Genomic DNA, 14448 nt, shown 5'->3' with positions numbered 1-14448 from the left:
CGCGCCTGATACCGGGATTCTGCTCCCGTGGGAGGTCAGGGATGCCGCTCGTGTCGGTCGACCGCGGTACTTAGGTGCACCCCCGTGATCCGGTCGGAGAGGCGACGTATCCTCGCCGCTACGTGGGCTCTGCCGCGGTGGCAGCCGACCAGTTTCGAAGGAGAGACTCATGGTCTACCGCATGATCTTCAACCAGAACGCATACTTCGGGCGCGGGTCCATCAACGAGATTCCGGCCGTTGCGGCGGCGCGCGGGTTCACCAAGGCGTTCATCGTCACCGACCCGGTCCTGGCCGACCCTGCGGTCGGCACGGCAGCGAAGGTGACCGCCATCCTCGACGAGGCGGGCATCGCCTACGAGATCTTCACCAACGTGCAGCCGAACCCGCCGGTCGAGTGCATCACCGACGGCGTCGAGAAGTTCGCCGCGTCGGGCGCCGACTTCCTGATCGGCCTCGGTGGAGGGTCGCCTCAGGACACGTGCAAGGGCATCGGCATCATCAGCGCGAACCCGGAATTCGCCGACGTGCTGAGCCTCGAGGGGGTCGCGGCAACCCGCAACCCGTCCGTCCCCATCTTTGGAGTTCCCACGACGGCCGGCACCGCCTCCGAGACCACGATCAACTACGTGATCACCGACACGGCGCGCAAGCGCAAGTTCGTCGCCGTCGACCCGCACGACATCCCCGTCGTCGCGTTCGTCGACCCAGACCTGACCGACGGCATGCCGCGAGGCCTCAAGGTGGCCACGGGTCTCGACGCCCTGACCCATGCGATCGAGGGCTACATCACGCCGGGCGCGTGGGCGCTGTCCGATGCCCTGTCGCTCAAGGCGATCCAGATGATCGCCGCGAACCTTGCGAAGTCGGCCGACGGCGACGTCCCGGCTGGCGAGCAGATGGCCTACGCCTCCTACGTGACGGGCATGGCGTATTCGAACGTCGGGCTGGGCCTGGTGCACGGCATGGCGCACCCGCTCGGCGGCCGACTCGGCGTCGCGCACGGCGTGGCCAACGGCATCCTGCTCGGCACGGCCATGGAGTACAACAAGGACTTCTCGGGCGAGAAGTACCGCGACATCGCGGCCGCCTTTGGAGTCGAGGACGCCTACACGGGCGAGCTCGAGGCCGTCCGCGACGCGGCGGTCGCGGCCGTGCGGAAGCTCACCGTCGACCTGGGTAACCCGACGACCATCACGGAGGTCGGGGCCACGGCGGCCGACGTCCCGGCGCTGGCCGCGGATGCTCTCGCCGACGTCTGCACGCCGGGCAATCCCCGCACCGCGACGCTCGAGGACATCGAGGGACTGTACTCCTCGCTGCTCTGACTGGGGTCGGATCGGGGGCGGGTCAGGGGCCTCCCGCTCCCGATCGCGCCTGGCGGCGGGCAGACTTGAAGCAACAGCGCAGAAGGAGTGCCCCATGACCGAGAAGAACGACGACGTGACGGCGGAGACCCCGATCGTCGATGCCGAGGACGCCAAGGACTTCCGTGAGCCCGAGCAGAAGAGCGATGTCGACCAGCTGGCCGAGGGCCTGAAGAAGGCAGCCACAGAGACGGCCTACGCCACCGTCGGCCTGGTCGACCTCGTCAGCTCCAAGGCCCGCGAGTTCTACGACGACCAGAAGAAGCAGTACGCCACGGCGCACCCGGACGAGGACGCCCAGACGACCAGCGGCTTCCTGACCCAGCTCGGCAGCCAGCTCGACAAGCTCGTCGCCGACATCGCCGGTGGCTTCCGTGACCTGGCCGACCGTGGCCGCAGCGCGGGTCGCGATAGTGCCCCGGCTCCCGAGGTGACGAAGGGTGCCGAGGCCCCCGCCGCCGAGTCCGAAGCCCCTGAGGCCTCTGAAGCCGCCGATGACGGACCCGCCTACTGAGACCGCCGAACCGGCACCAGCGAGGCCGTCACCGGGCAACCGGTGGCGGCCTCGTTGTTGTGCTGCGCACGTTTGACAAGGGGTTACGCCCTCAGCCGTTCGCCATGAGTGAACGGCCTCCGAATCGAACCTATCCGTTCAGAAACTGTCGGTGGGGGTCCGTAGCCTCGCGTTATGGGGGATGAGCAGCTGTCGACGGGCGCGGCGTTGGCCGCGATCGCCAGCGCGCTGTCTTCCATCGATCACTCCCAGCGCGCCGGGATCGACCATCGTGAACGGCTGGACCTGCTGCGGCAGGTGCGCCGGGCGAAGGACCGGTTGGCGGGGCTGGAGGCGTGCCTGATCTCGGAGGCCGAGGAGCGTGGCTCGGCGGAGGTGGTGAGCGGGACGCAGCTGTCGAGTCTGCTGGGTCGTGAGGAGCATCTCGACCGGCGGGTGACGCAGCGGTCGATCTCTGAGGCGGGACGGATGACGAGCCACCAGGAGGTCGCGCGGCGGGTGGTGGAGGGTCAGCTGTCTCCGGGGCATGCGATCGGGATCGGAGAGGCGCTGGGCGGGCTGCCCGGTGTGCTGACCGATGAACAGCGGGTCAGCGCCCGTGAGTTCCTCCTGGAGAAGGCGCGGAGCGCCACCCCGCGTCAGGTGGCCGAGTGTCACGACGAGGTGCTGCAGGCGGTGGCTCCGGAGTTGCTGCCGACGGCCGCTCAGGTCGACGCGCGGCTGCGTCGGCAGCGTGAGCGGGCTCTCCAGCGTCGCCACCTCGTGTACGGGCCTGATCCCGAGCATCCCGGTTCCTGGTTCATCAAGGGGTCGCTGCCGACGCTTGAGGCGGAGATAGTGGTGAACGCGATCACCGCGGAGGTCGCGGATCGGAAGCGGGCCGAGCGCCGTCAGCGACACCGTGACCTGACCCCCACCTGGCAGCAGCGCCAGGCCGACGCGCTGGTCGCAGTCATGACGGTGAGGGCTGGCGCCGTGGGGCGTGACGAGGCTCCCGCGGCGGCCGTTGGGGCGACGGGTGACGGGGCTTCCGTGGTGGCCGTCGAGCCTGCGGCACCCGCCCGGCCGACACCTATGTCAGCGGCCCAGGGGCCGCGTCCAACACCTGTTCCCTCTGGTGCGGGGGCGCGGCCGACGCTCGTGGTGACGGTCAGCTACGAGGAACTGCTGAGCCAGTCGTACGCGGGCGGCGTCCTGGCGTCCGGCCAGAGAATCCCAGCGGGGGAGATGCGGCGGATCGCCTGCGACGCGAACGTGATCCCCGTCGTGCTGGGTGGACGCTCCGAGTTGCTCGACCTTGGCAGGGCGGAGCGGTGGGTCACGCCGGCGCTACGACAGGCGCTGGTGATCCGCGACGGGGGCTGCATCTTCCCCGGCTGCGAGGCGACGGCCGCCGAGTGTGAAGGGCATCACCTCGTTCCGTGGTGGGCAGGTGGATCGACGTCGTTGGAGAATCTGGCGCTGTTGTGCCCGTTCCACCACGCCAAACTGGAACCCACCCGCACCGACGGCGTCGAGAGCCGCGACGGCTGGCGCATCGTGATCGATCCTGAGACCCGAAGACCCGTCGTCCTGGAGCCGGACACCGGCTGACCCTCTCGCGGGAGACGGGCAGCGGGCGGGCCGGGCTTACGGTGGGGTTTCCTGGCCTAGGTCTGCCGCAGCTTCGACGGGCTTGGTCCCGGTTCCCGACCTCGACGGGCTTGGTTTCCGAGCTCTGCGCAGCGGGACTTCCCTTCGTCGCGCTCATGCCCGGTTCGCCGAGCACTTCGACAGGCTCAGCACATGCACTTCGACAGGCTCAGCACATGCCTGTGGAGGTGCCTCGAGTGGGGCGAGAGGTCTGCCCGGGCATGACCTTCCCTTCGCTGCGCTCAGGGCGTTTCGACAAGCATGTGCTGAGCCTGTCGAAGTGCTCAACGAGCCGATTCACCGTGCTCTGCCGCGGGCGGGCCATCGCTACCGAGCTAGGACGGACTCAGCCCCGGTTCACCGAGCGCTGCGACAGGCTCAGCCCGCCCGACCTGGTCGAGGTGCCTCGAGCGGAGCGAGGGGGCTGGCCGGGCAGGACTTCTCTTCGTCGCGCTCATGCCGGGTTTGCCGAGCACTTCGACAGGCTCAGCACATGCCTGACGAGGTGCCTCGAAGGGGGCGAGAGGTCTGGCCGGGCGGAGCTTCCCTTCGTCGCGCTCATGCCGGGTTTGCCGAGCACTTCGACAGGCTCGGCACATGCCTGTGGAGGTGCCTCAAGGGGGCGAGGGGCCTGGCCGGGCGGAGCTTCCCTTCGTCGCGCTCAGGGCGACTCGACAAGCATGTGCTGAGCCTGTCGAAGTGCTCAGCGAGCTGCCGGCACCTGCCTCTGTCGGCGACGCTACAGGCCCAAACGCCACCCTCACCGACCGACGCTACCCTCCGGTACAGATGCCACCGCCATGGCGGTGGCATCTGTCGGCATGGATGGCGTCTGTCGGCAAGGGTGGCGCCGGTGCCCTGCGACCGATTTTCGGCACCTGACCGGGGAGAATCGACCACTGACCGTTTTTCGGGTCTGTACCTCGGGTCCCCCAGCGCGTCAGAGCATCGGCGTGGTGTGCCAGATGCGCTGCAGGTAGTCGCGCATCGAGCGGTCGGAGGAGAAGTAGCCGGTGCGGGCCATGTTGAGGATCGCGGAACGCATCCACGAATCCTGGTCCGCGTAGCGCTCCTCGACCTTGGCCTGCGCTGCGACGTAGGAATCGAAGTCGGCCAGCGCCATGAAGCGGTCCTGGTTCTTCAGGTTCTCCACGACCATGTCGAAGAGGTGCCGGTCGCCGTTCGAGAAGACGCCCGACGAGATGAGGTCCAGCGTGGCCTTCAGCTGCGGGTTCGCGTCGTAGTAGGAGTGCGGGTTGTAGCCCTGTGCGCCCAGCTCGGCGACCTCCGGCTCGGACATGCCGAACAGGAAGAAGTGCTTGTCGCCGACGAGCTTGCGGATCTCGACGTTCGCGCCGTCGTCCGTGCCGATCGTCAGTGCGCCGTTGAGGGCGAACTTCATGTTGCCGGTGCCGGACGCCTCCATGCCGGCGAGCGAGATCTGCTCGGAAAGGTCCGCGGCGGGGATCAGCTTCTCCGCGAGGGTCACGTTGTAGTTCGCCGGGAAGGCGATCTTCAGGCGACCCTCGAGGATCGGGTCCGCGTTGATCGTCGCGGCCACCTTGTTGATCAGGTGGATGGTCTCCTTCGCCATGGCGTAGCCGGGGGCGGCCTTGGAGCCGAACACGACGGTACGGGGCATGACCTCAGAGGCGGCGATCTTGCCGGAGAGCACCTGCTCGTACAGCGACACGATGTGCAGTAGCTTCAGCGACTGTCGCTTGTACTCGTGCAGACGCTTGACCATCACGTCGACCAGGTGGCCGTCGGGCAGGTCGATGCCGTCGCGGGCGCGCAGCAGGTCGGCGATCCTGTGCTTATTCCACGCCTTGATCTCGGCGAACTGGGCCCGGAACTCCGGGTCGTCGGCGTAGGGCTCAAGCTCCTTGAGGCGCTCGAGGTCCGTCACCCAACCGTTGCCGATGGTGTCGTTGATCAGCTCCGAGAGCTTCGGGTTCGACAGACGGACGAAGCGACGCGGGGTGACGCCGTTGGTGACGTTGGTGAACTTCTCCGGCCACAGTGCGGAGAAGTCCGGCAGCACCTTGTCGCGCAGCAGCTGCGAGTGCAGCTCGGCGACGCCGTTGACCTTGGTGCCGGCGACGGTGGCGAGGAACGCCATCCGCACGCCCTGACCGTGGCTGATGATCGACATGTGGTGGGCCCGCAGATCGTCGCCGGGGAAGGCCTCGCGCACCTCGGCCAGGAAGTGGTCGTTGATCTGGTAGATCAGCTCGAGGTGGCGGGGGAGCAGGCGGCCGAGCAGGTCGGTCGGCCACACCTCGAGCGCCTCGGGCAGCAGCGTGTGGCACGTGTAGGCGAAGCAGCGGCTCGTGACGTCCCACGCCTCGTCCCACTCGAAGTCGTACTCGTCGATCAGGATGCGCATGAGCTCCGGCACCGCGATCACCGGGTGGGTGTCGTTCAGCTGGAACGTGATGCGCTCCGGCAGGTTGTGCAGGTCGAAGCCGTCCTCCAGCGAGTGGTCGATGAAGTCACGCAGCGAGCAGGCGACGAAGAAGTACTGCTGCTGGAGGCGCAGCTCCTTGCCCTGGGGCGTGGAGTCCTCCGGGTACAGCACCTTGGAGATGTTCTCGGCGAACGTCTGCGCGCGGACGGCCTGCGCGTAGTCGCCGGAGTTGAAGATCTGCAGGTCGAAGGCCTTGGTGGCCTGCGCGGACCAGAGGCGCAGCGTGTTCACGCGGCCGTTGAGGTAGCCGGGGACCATGTAGTTGTAGGGCACGCCCAGCACGTTCCACGCCGGCACCCAGCGGACGCGCTCGCGGCCGTCCTCGCCGATGTAGCGCTCGGTGTGGCCGCCGAAGTCGACCTGCACGGAGGCCTCCGGGTGCGGGAACTCCCACGGCGAGCCGAGCGACAGCCAGGTGTCGGGCTGCTCGACCTGGCGCCCGTCGACGAAGGTCTGGCGGAAGATGCCGTACTCATAGCGGATGCCGTAGCCGACGCACGGCACGTCCATGGTGGCGAGCGAGTCGATGAAGCACGCGGCGAGGCGGCCGAGGCCGCCGTTGCCGAGGCCCGGCTCGACCTCCTGCGCGCGGAGCGTCGCGATGTCGATGCCGCAGAGGGCCAGGCCCTTCTCGGCGATGTCGCTCAGGTCGGTCGCGAGCAGCGCGTTGCCGAGCTGACGGCCAAGCAGGTACTCGGCGGAGAGGTAGCCGATGGTCTTCGGCTTGTTCTCGTGCACCTTGCGGTTCGTCTCGAGCCAGCGCGCCATCAGGTAGTTGCGGACGGTGCTCGCCAGCGCCATGTACTGGTCGTTGACGGACGACATCGACAGCGGGACACCCTGGTTGGTGTTCAGCTCGTGCAGGAACTCCTTCACGAATCCGTCGACGGAGTGGGGCGGGGCGCCGACGGGGGCGGTAGCCAACGGGTGGGTCGGGTTCCCGGAGGGTCCCAGATCACGCGATTCGGTGGTCGGGGACTCGTCGGCCAGCGGAAGCTGGTCAGTGCGCACGTTCTCAGACATACCCCCCACATTAGTCGAGGGGCGTTAATCACTGGTTTGCGGGGAGGTGACGTGCGCGTAACAACTCGTGGTGGAGCCGGAGTTCGCGACGAGGTTAGGGCACACTAAGCTGCCGCACATGTCCAAGCCCCGTCCAGTGGCTAGAACCCTCATCGTGCTCGTCGCGTTGCTGGTTCTCGTCGCCCTGGCGGCCATCTTCTCCATGATGGTCGGCAGCAATCCCATTTCGGCGTCCCAGGTGGTCGCGGCCCTTGTAGATCGCGCGAACGACACCGGCTCTGTCGTCTGGGGGTCGCGCGTTCCCCGCACGGTGCTTGGGCTCCTAGTCGGGGCGGCGCTCGGACTGGCGGGAGCAGTCATGCAGGGCCAGACCCGCAATCCACTTGCGGACCCCGGCGTGCTGGGTGTCTCTGCGGGCGCGAGCCTGGCCGTGGTGGCCGGCGTGTACCTGTTCCGCGTCACCTCGGTACTCGGCACCCTGAGCTTCGCGCTGGTGGGAGCACTGGTCGCCAGCGTGGTCGTTTTCTCGGTTGCCGCGCTCGGCCGCGACCTCAGCAGCCCCGTCCCGCTGGCCATCGCCGGCACCGTCGTGTCCTCCCTCCTGGTGGCTCTCACGTCGCTGCTGGTGCTCCGCGACGAGACGACGCTTGCGGCCTACCGGATCTGGGTCGTCGGGTCGCTCTCGGGACGCAGCCTCGACGGCATCGAGGCCGCGGCCTTGCTCGCCGCCCTCGGGGCGGTGTTCGCGGGCCTGAACGTGTCGTCGCTCAACGCGCTGGCGCTCGGCACGGAACTCGCCACCGGGCTCGGGGTCAACCTCGTCCGTGCCCGCCTCGTCGGTCTCGCGGCCGTCACGCTGCTCACGGCGAGCGCCGTCGCGATCACGGGCCCCATCGGCTTCGTCGGCCTGACCGCCCCGCACGTGGCGCGGTCCATGGTCGGCGGCAACCACGCCTCGCTGCTGCCGGCGTCGGCCCTGATCGGCATGGTCGTGCTCCTGCTGAGCGACGTGCTCGGCCGCACCGCCGGCGGCGACGGGACTGCGGAGGTGCCCGTCGGCGTCGTCCTGACCGTCCTGGGGGGCATCGTGTTCATCCTGATCGTCCGACGAGTGAAGGTGGCCGCGCTGTGAGCATCGCCAGCACATCCGTCACCAGCGGTCGCCGCGCCGCGCGCAGCGTAGTCACGGACACCGCCTTCGTCGCCGTCCTGTCCGCGCTGGTCGTCGCCGGTCTGGTCGTGGGCTCCTCGTCGTTGACGCCCGCCGACGTCGTCGCCACGCTGTTCGGGCAGGGCGACGCCAAGATGCAGCTCATCGTGTTCGAGCTGCGCATGCCTCGGGTGGCGGCGGCCCTCGTCGTCGGGCTGTGCCTCGGCATGGCCGGAGCCCTCGCCCAGGGCTTCGCGCGCAACCCGCTCGCCTCTCCCGACATCCTCGGCGTCACCTCCGGCGCCAGCCTCGGCGCGGTCGCCGCCATCGTGCTGGGCGGCGGCACCTACGCCGTGGCGAGCACGCTCAGCTCCATCGGCATCCCGCTGGCTGCCATCGTCGGCGCGCTGGCCGCGTCGGCTGCGGTCTACGGGCTCGCCTGGCGTGACGGCGTGGAGAGCTACCGGCTCATTCTCATCGGCATCGGAGCCACCGCCACGCTCGGCGGCATCACCAGCTTCCTCGTCGCCCGTGCGCAGATCACCGACGCGGCGCAGGCCGCGCAGTGGATGGTCGGGAGCCTGTCGGGCGTCTCGTGGGCGAGCGTGTGGCCGGCCGCGCTGGCGCTGCTGATCCTGGCCCCGGTCGCGCTGAGCCAGTCACGCAACCTCGACATCGCGCAGCTCGGCGACGAGCTCACGGTCGGCCTGGGCGTGCGGATCCAGCTGCACCGCCTCCTGCTGCTGTTCGTCGCGACCGTGCTCACCGCCGTCGCGGTCTCGGCCAGCGGCCCGGTGGAGTTCGTGGCCTTCGTCGCGCCACAGATCGCCCGTCGCGTGGCACGTGTCTCCCGCCCGCCGCTGCTGGCCTCCGCCCTGATGGGCGCCATCATCGTGCTCGGCGGCGACTCCTTCGCCCGGGCCGTCGCTCCCGGCCTCCCCGTCGGCGTCATCACCGTCATCGTCGGCGCGCCCTACCTCATCTGGCTTCTCATTCGCGGTCGACATAAGGAGACCACAGCATGACCGTCAACACCACTGCGGCACTCGAGGCGCGAGGTGTGACCCTCGGCTACGAGGGCAACGTCGTGTTCCGCGACCTCGACATCGCCATCGAGCCGGGCCGGATCACCGGCCTGCTGGGTCCCAACGGCTGCGGCAAGTCCACTCTGCTGAAGGCCTTCGGCAGGATCCTGAAGCCCACGGCGGGCACCATCGCGTTCGACGGCCAAGACATCACGGGTGTCTCCACCCGGTCCGTTGCCCGCCGCCTTGCCCTGCTGCCGCAGAAGCCGCTCACCCCGGCCGCGACGAGCGTGCGGGACCTCGTGGCTCGCGGACGGCACCCCCACCAGAGCCTCTGGCGACCCTGGACCGCCGAGGATGCCCGCATCGTCGACGAGGCGCTCGAGGCGACGGGGTTGACCGACATCGCCGACCGCGACGCCGGTTCCCTGTCAGGAGGCCAGCTGCAGCGGGCGTGGATCGCGCTGGTGCTCGCGCAGCAGGCGGGTACCGTCCTGCTCGACGAGCCCACCACGTTCCTCGACCTCGGCCACCAGGTGGAGGTGCTCAGCCTCGTCGAGCAGGTCAACCGCGACCGCGGCACGACCGTCGTCATGGTGCTCCACGACCTCAGCCTCGCCGCCCGCTACTGCGACCGGCTCATCCTGCTCGCCGACGGCCGCGTTGCGGCCGACGGCTCCCCGTGGGACGTGCTGATGCCCGAGACGCTGCAGGAGTCGTTCGGGCTGCGCGCGCTCGTCATCCCGGACCCCGTCAGCGAGACCCCGCTGGTGGTGCCACTACTGCGCGAGGGTCAGGAGCTGGGCTCCGCCTGACCCGCGTTTCCTCATTAGGGAAGCCTTTGCTAACTTAATCCGCATGACTCGCATCTCGAAGGTCGGCCGCCTGGCCGGCATCCTCGCCCTCACCGCGGCGTTCACGCTCGGGGCCTGCTCCTCGACCGACACCGCCACCGACGACACGTCGGCCGCCGTCAGCTCCTCGGCCTCCGGCCCCTGGACCTTCACGGACGACACGGGCAAGACCGTCGAGCTCGACGCGCAGCCTACGAACATCGCGGCCTTCGCCGACTACGCGGCCGGCCTGCTGAGCTACGGCGTGACGCCGACCGCCATCTTCGGCCGCATGGACGTCGCGACGGACGAGCGCTTCTCCGAGTACGACATCTCGAACACCGCCATCGTCGGCAACAGCTACGGGGAGATCGACCTCGAGGCGCTCGCCGCCTCCGACCCCGACATCATCGTCACCGGCATCTACCCGACCGACCGTGAGGGCACGCTCGACCTCGAGGGCCCCCTGTACGCCTTCGCCGACCGTGAGCAGCAGGACCAGCTGGAGAAGATCGCGCCGATCGTCGCGATCGAGATCGGCGGCAGCGGCGCCGACGTCACCCAGAGCTTCAACAAGCTCGCCACCGCGCTGGGCGCCTCCGAGGACCGCATCGCCGAGGCCAGGACCGAGTACGACGCGGCAGTCACCGCCCTGACGGAGACCGCAGGGTCCAGCGACCTCGAGGTCACCCAGATGTACGCCGACGCCAGCGGCATCTACCTGGTCAAGCCCGCCGACGAGCCCGAGACGGCCCACTACACCGAGCTCGGCGTCACCTACACCAACCTCAACCCCGACGGCGATTACTACTGGGACATCTACACCTGGGAGAACGCCGCTGACATGATGACCGGCGACGTGCTGCTGCTGAGCGAGGAGGGCATGCAGGCCGACGAGCTGGCTGAGCAGGCCACGTTCGCGGATCACCCGGCCCTGACGGCGGGCCAGACCCACGAGTGGGGCGTCGCCGCGTTCGACTACCACTCGCAGGCAGAGCAGATGACCAGGCTGACCGACATCCTGAAGGAGTCGAAGAAGGTCACCTCCTGACCCTCCGGTCAGTTCCCAGGCCGCGAAGGCCAGGGCCCGTGGCGCGGCCCGCTACGCCAGCTGACGGCTCAGAGCAGCTGACGCAGGATCGTGACCAGGTCCTGATGCGTCGGCGCGACGGGGTTGGTGGGCGTGCACGTGTCGGCCAGCGCCTGCTCGGCCATCTCGTCGAGCTTCGCGCGCACCTCGGCCGGGTCGATGCCCTCGTCGGCGAGCCGGGGGTGGATGCCCAGCGCCTTGTTGAGCTTCTCGATGGCCGTGATGAACGACAGCACACCGGCCTTGACGTTCGGCCCCGTGGACTTGCCGACAAGGTGCGCCAGCCACGCGTACTTCGTCGCCGCGCGCTCGCTGCGGTCAGCGTTGTAGGCCATGACGTGCGGCATCAGCATGGCGTTCAGTCGCCCGTGCGCGACGGGGAAGTGGCCCCCCAGGGCGTGGGCGAGGGAGTGGTTGATGCCGAGGTTCGAGTTGTTGAAGGCCATCGCGGCCAGGGTCGACGCGTTGTGCATCCGCTCGCGGGCTGACAGGTCCGTGCCCTCGTCGTAACAGCGCTGCAGGTTTGCGCACAGGAGGTGTACGGACTTCTCGGCGCACGCATCCGAGAAGTCGCTCGCGGCGGTCGAGACGTAGGCCTCGACAGCGTGCGTCAGCACGTCCATGCCGGAGTCCGCCGTGACCTTGGGCGGCACGCCGACCACGCACTGCGGGTCGAGGATCGCGACGCCGGGCAGCATGTCGCGGGAGATCATCGGGAGCTTCGCGTGGGTGGCCTCGTCGGTCACGACGGCGAAGCTCGTCACCTCCGACCCGGACCCCGACGTCGTCGGCACCACGACAAGCCCCAGTGGCGCGCCGAAGCCACTGTCGAGGGCGGCCTTGTGCATCGCCTTCGCGGCGTCGATGGACGAGCCGCCGCCTAGGGCGATGACCACGGCGGGCTCGATGGACAGGTAGCAGGCCACCCCCTTCGCGATCAGGGAGACCGTCGGGTTTGGGACGACCTCCTTGAACACCGTCGTGTCCGGCCCGAGGTAGTGCAGGACCTGTGCGAACAGCCCTGTCGTCGCCAGGAACTCGTCCGTCACCAGCAGCACGCGATCGGTGGAGTAGGCCCGGAGCTCCTCCAACGAGCCGTTCCCGAAGTGGATCTCGGTGTGCAGCGAGAAGGTGCTCATGCGGTTCCTCCGGAGAACTGGTTGCGGTACTGACTCGGCGTGATGCCGAAGTGCTTCTTGAAGCAGCGCGAGAAGTAGTTGACCGGCTGGAAGTCCAACTCGGTCGCGATCCTCAGCACGGGCTTGGTGGTGTGTGCGAGCAGCAGCTTGGCTCGGTCGAGGCGCTTGGCCGAGACATAGGAGTTGAAGCTGTGCCCGGTGTGCTGCTTGAACTGGCGCGCGAAGTGCGACTCCGACAGCACCAGGTAGTTCGCGGCGCTCTGCACCGTCAGGAACGACGTGGGGTCCTTCTCGATCTCGTTGATGAGCGTGTCGACCGTGCGGTCTTTGACCGTCAGTCGCGGCTCGACGAGGTCGTGCAGCTTGATGACGAGACGTTCGCAGTACAGCTGACACTCGTAGCGGTTCATGGGGGAGCGGCGGCTGCCCCGGTTCCGCATGACCTCCACGGTCAGGTCGCGGCCGTACTGAAGGCCCTCGCTGGTGGCGACACCGATCAGCATGTCCTCGAAGGGCGTGAGGTCGTCGCGCGGGATCTTCTGGCTCCAGCGAGGCAGCAGGTCGTCGAGGTGGCGGCTCACGATCTCCAGGTTGTCGGCAACCTTGCGACGGTGGAGGTTTCGCGCGACACGGGCCGAGTCCAGCGTCGAGGGCGGCGATTCGATGGGCATCAAAGGCAGCGCCTTGCTGCGGCCCTCCAACAGCGGTGCCAGCACGGTGCGGTCGTGCCCGGTGGCACTGGGGATGCCCGGCAGGCGTCCGAGGTAGGGCCCGGACGCGATCACCATGGTGGGGTGTGCCCTGCCGAGGGTCTCGTTCGCGAGCGAGATGATCGCGTCGGCTGCCTTGTGGAGCTTCTCCAGGTCCACGACCTTGAGGTTGCGCGTCAGTTCCTCGATCTCCGGGTCCCCGCGCCAGGCCTCCTTCGCCGTCAGCAGCTGCTGCAGTTTGTCCTGGCCGCTCTTCAGTAGCACCTGACCCGCAAGCACCGCCCCCAGGAAGCGGTTGCCCGTCGTGATGGACACGGAGAAGTCCACGAGCCCCGCGTGGCACTGGTAGACCACGGGTCGCCCCTCGAGTGAGGACTGGAAACCGCCGTGCGCGTCACAGGTGTAGCAGAGGCGGCGGACCGCGGGGTCACGGCGCAGGAACTGGCAGAACTCGCTGAACTCGGATGCCCTTGTCACGGGCGATCCCATGGAGTCGACAGTGATCATCGCCAGCCCGGTCTCGGCCGCGAACTCGTCCTGGATCTGCTGCAGCCTGTCGACGTCGACCAGCTGCCTCAGATCTGTCACCTCGTGGGTGGTCAGATCGCCGATGTTGATGGTTGACACAGAATCTCCTTGAGCTCGTCCATGCCCTCTCCGGTGAAGGCATCGGCGATGAACACGTCCCGGGCGCCGGCCAGCCGCAGCTGCCCCTCGGCCTCGTGGATCGTCTCGGGGGTGCCGAGGCCGCTCTTGGTGATCACACCGATGACGGGCCTGTTGAAGGCCGTCGAGAAGCCTGGGGGGAAGCGGGTGCCGCGCTCGTCGGCCGCCTGCACGAGGACGACAGTGTCCACGGAATAGCTGGCGGTGATCAGAGCGTGCTTGTAGAAGCGGGATTCGAGGAACTCACCTGGGGTGTCGACGACGCCGGCCTTGACCTCGATCGCCTGCGTCTTTGCGTAGTCGAGATCCTCCCCGTGGATTGCTTGGCGCAGGGTGGTCTTGCCGACGCCCACGCTGCCGATGAGCAGGATGTGCCGCACCGCGACTAGGTCCTCGTGATGGGGGCCGGGGTGAAACCGAGCACGTCACGCAGGGTGTCGACGACGTCACGGACGGCCGTCTCGATGTCGGAGAGCTGCCCCACAAGGAGCAGCGAACCGGAGAAACGGTCGACATAGGCGAGCTGCACCGCGGACGACTTCGTCGCGATGTCGCCGCCGATGATGGCGGCCTCGCCGGGGGTCAGGGTGAGGACGGCAACGGATCCTGCCGTCTTGTCCATCAGCCCGATCTTGGCGAAGAGCTGCTGGTCGGCGTTCGCGATGATGTGCGCGAGGGTCACCTGTTTGCCAGGTACGAACTCCTGGATGATCCTCGCTTTGTCGCTCATGGGATCCATGAGGGCACACCTCCGCGTCGTTGCTTCTGACGCCACTCTAGACAGGGGTCCGGGGTGGCTCAATGGGGCCCCGGGCTGAGGCCGGATTGTG

At 68.4% G+C, this 14448-nt stretch carries 12 protein-coding genes; 7 read left to right on the top strand and 5 right to left on the bottom strand.

The genetic code is table 11. From position 1 onward, the window contains the following. The first annotated feature begins 169 nt into the window (after nucleotides 1-169). The 3 genes from fucO (at nucleotide 170) to QH948_RS12280 (ending at nucleotide 3473) form a co-directional block, all read left to right on the top strand. Nucleotides 170-1327 (top strand): lactaldehyde reductase, encoded by a 1158-nt coding sequence (gene fucO, locus QH948_RS12290; RefSeq protein WP_281144650.1) that lies wholly within the window; start codon nucleotides 170-172, stop codon nucleotides 1325-1327. Nucleotides 1328-1421: 94 nt separating this feature from the next. Then, nucleotides 1422-1880: a hypothetical protein gene (locus QH948_RS12285; RefSeq protein WP_281144649.1), complete on the top strand. Its 459-nt coding sequence runs from the start codon at nucleotides 1422-1424 to the stop codon at nucleotides 1878-1880. A gap of 174 nt (nucleotides 1881-2054) precedes the next feature. Further along, complete coding sequence (locus QH948_RS12280; protein WP_281144648.1) at nucleotides 2055-3473, top strand: HNH endonuclease signature motif containing protein; 1419 nt, start codon at nucleotides 2055-2057, stop codon at nucleotides 3471-3473. Nucleotides 3474-4452: 979 nt separating this feature from the next. Here QH948_RS12280 and QH948_RS12275 read toward each other — a convergent pair. After that, on the bottom strand, nucleotides 4453-7005 hold the full coding sequence (locus QH948_RS12275; RefSeq protein WP_281144647.1) for a glycogen/starch/alpha-glucan phosphorylase: 2553 nt from the start codon (nucleotides 7003-7005) through the stop codon (nucleotides 4453-4455). A 136-nt stretch (nucleotides 7006-7141) separates the two neighbouring features. Between QH948_RS12275 and QH948_RS12270 the strand changes: the two genes are divergently transcribed. The 4 genes from QH948_RS12270 to QH948_RS12255 are packed head-to-tail and all read left to right on the top strand — an operon-like array spanning nucleotide 7142 to nucleotide 11064. After that, nucleotides 7142-8137 carry a FecCD family ABC transporter permease gene (locus tag QH948_RS12270; protein WP_281144646.1) on the top strand — a complete coding sequence of 332 codons (996 nt, stop codon included), beginning with the start codon at nucleotides 7142-7144 and terminating at the stop codon, nucleotides 8135-8137. Next, nucleotides 8134-9180 carry a FecCD family ABC transporter permease gene (locus QH948_RS12265; RefSeq protein ID WP_281144645.1) on the top strand — a complete coding sequence of 349 codons (1047 nt, stop codon included), beginning with the start codon at nucleotides 8134-8136 and terminating at the stop codon, nucleotides 9178-9180. Before QH948_RS12270 ends, QH948_RS12265 begins: the two co-directional genes overlap by 4 nt. Beyond that, nucleotides 9177-9995, top strand: coding sequence for an ABC transporter ATP-binding protein (locus tag QH948_RS12260; RefSeq protein WP_281144644.1), 819 nt, complete (start codon nucleotides 9177-9179; stop codon nucleotides 9993-9995). The genes QH948_RS12265 and QH948_RS12260 overlap by 4 nt, the downstream gene beginning before the upstream one ends. 43 nt (nucleotides 9996-10038) lie before the next feature. Further along, complete coding sequence (locus QH948_RS12255; protein WP_281144643.1) at nucleotides 10039-11064, top strand: ABC transporter substrate-binding protein; 1026 nt, start codon at nucleotides 10039-10041, stop codon at nucleotides 11062-11064. A 68-nt stretch (nucleotides 11065-11132) separates the two neighbouring features. Here the strand turns inward: QH948_RS12255 and QH948_RS12250 are convergent, their stop codons facing one another. Genes QH948_RS12250 through QH948_RS12235 form a run of 4 tightly spaced genes read right to left on the bottom strand, consistent with a single transcriptional unit; the run spans nucleotide 11133 to nucleotide 14348 of the window. Next, a complete protein-coding gene (locus tag QH948_RS12250) occupies nucleotides 11133-12242 on the bottom strand; it encodes a 1-propanol dehydrogenase PduQ (protein ID WP_281144642.1) in 1110 nt (369 codons plus the stop codon). Then, nucleotides 12239-13579 carry a PocR ligand-binding domain-containing protein gene (locus QH948_RS12245; protein ID WP_281144641.1) on the bottom strand — a complete coding sequence of 447 codons (1341 nt, stop codon included), beginning with the start codon at nucleotides 13577-13579 and terminating at the stop codon, nucleotides 12239-12241. Before QH948_RS12245 ends, QH948_RS12250 begins: the two co-directional genes overlap by 4 nt. Further along, entirely contained in the window at nucleotides 13552-13998 is a 447-nt protein-coding gene (locus QH948_RS12240; protein WP_281144640.1) for a EutP/PduV family microcompartment system protein, read from the bottom strand. The genes QH948_RS12245 and QH948_RS12240 overlap by 28 nt, the downstream gene beginning before the upstream one ends. Nucleotides 13999-14003: 5 nt before the next feature. Beyond that, complete coding sequence (locus QH948_RS12235; protein WP_281144639.1) at nucleotides 14004-14348, bottom strand: BMC domain-containing protein; 345 nt, start codon at nucleotides 14346-14348, stop codon at nucleotides 14004-14006. Between the last annotated feature and the right edge of the window lie 100 nt (nucleotides 14349-14448).

It is taken from the genome of Tessaracoccus lacteus (genome assembly GCF_029917005.1).
GTDB classification, from domain to species: Bacteria; Actinomycetota; Actinomycetes; order Propionibacteriales; family Propionibacteriaceae; genus Arachnia; species Arachnia lactea.
The sequence above is the reverse complement of the archived record's forward strand: the minus strand, read 5'-3'. Positions and strand labels throughout refer to the sequence as shown.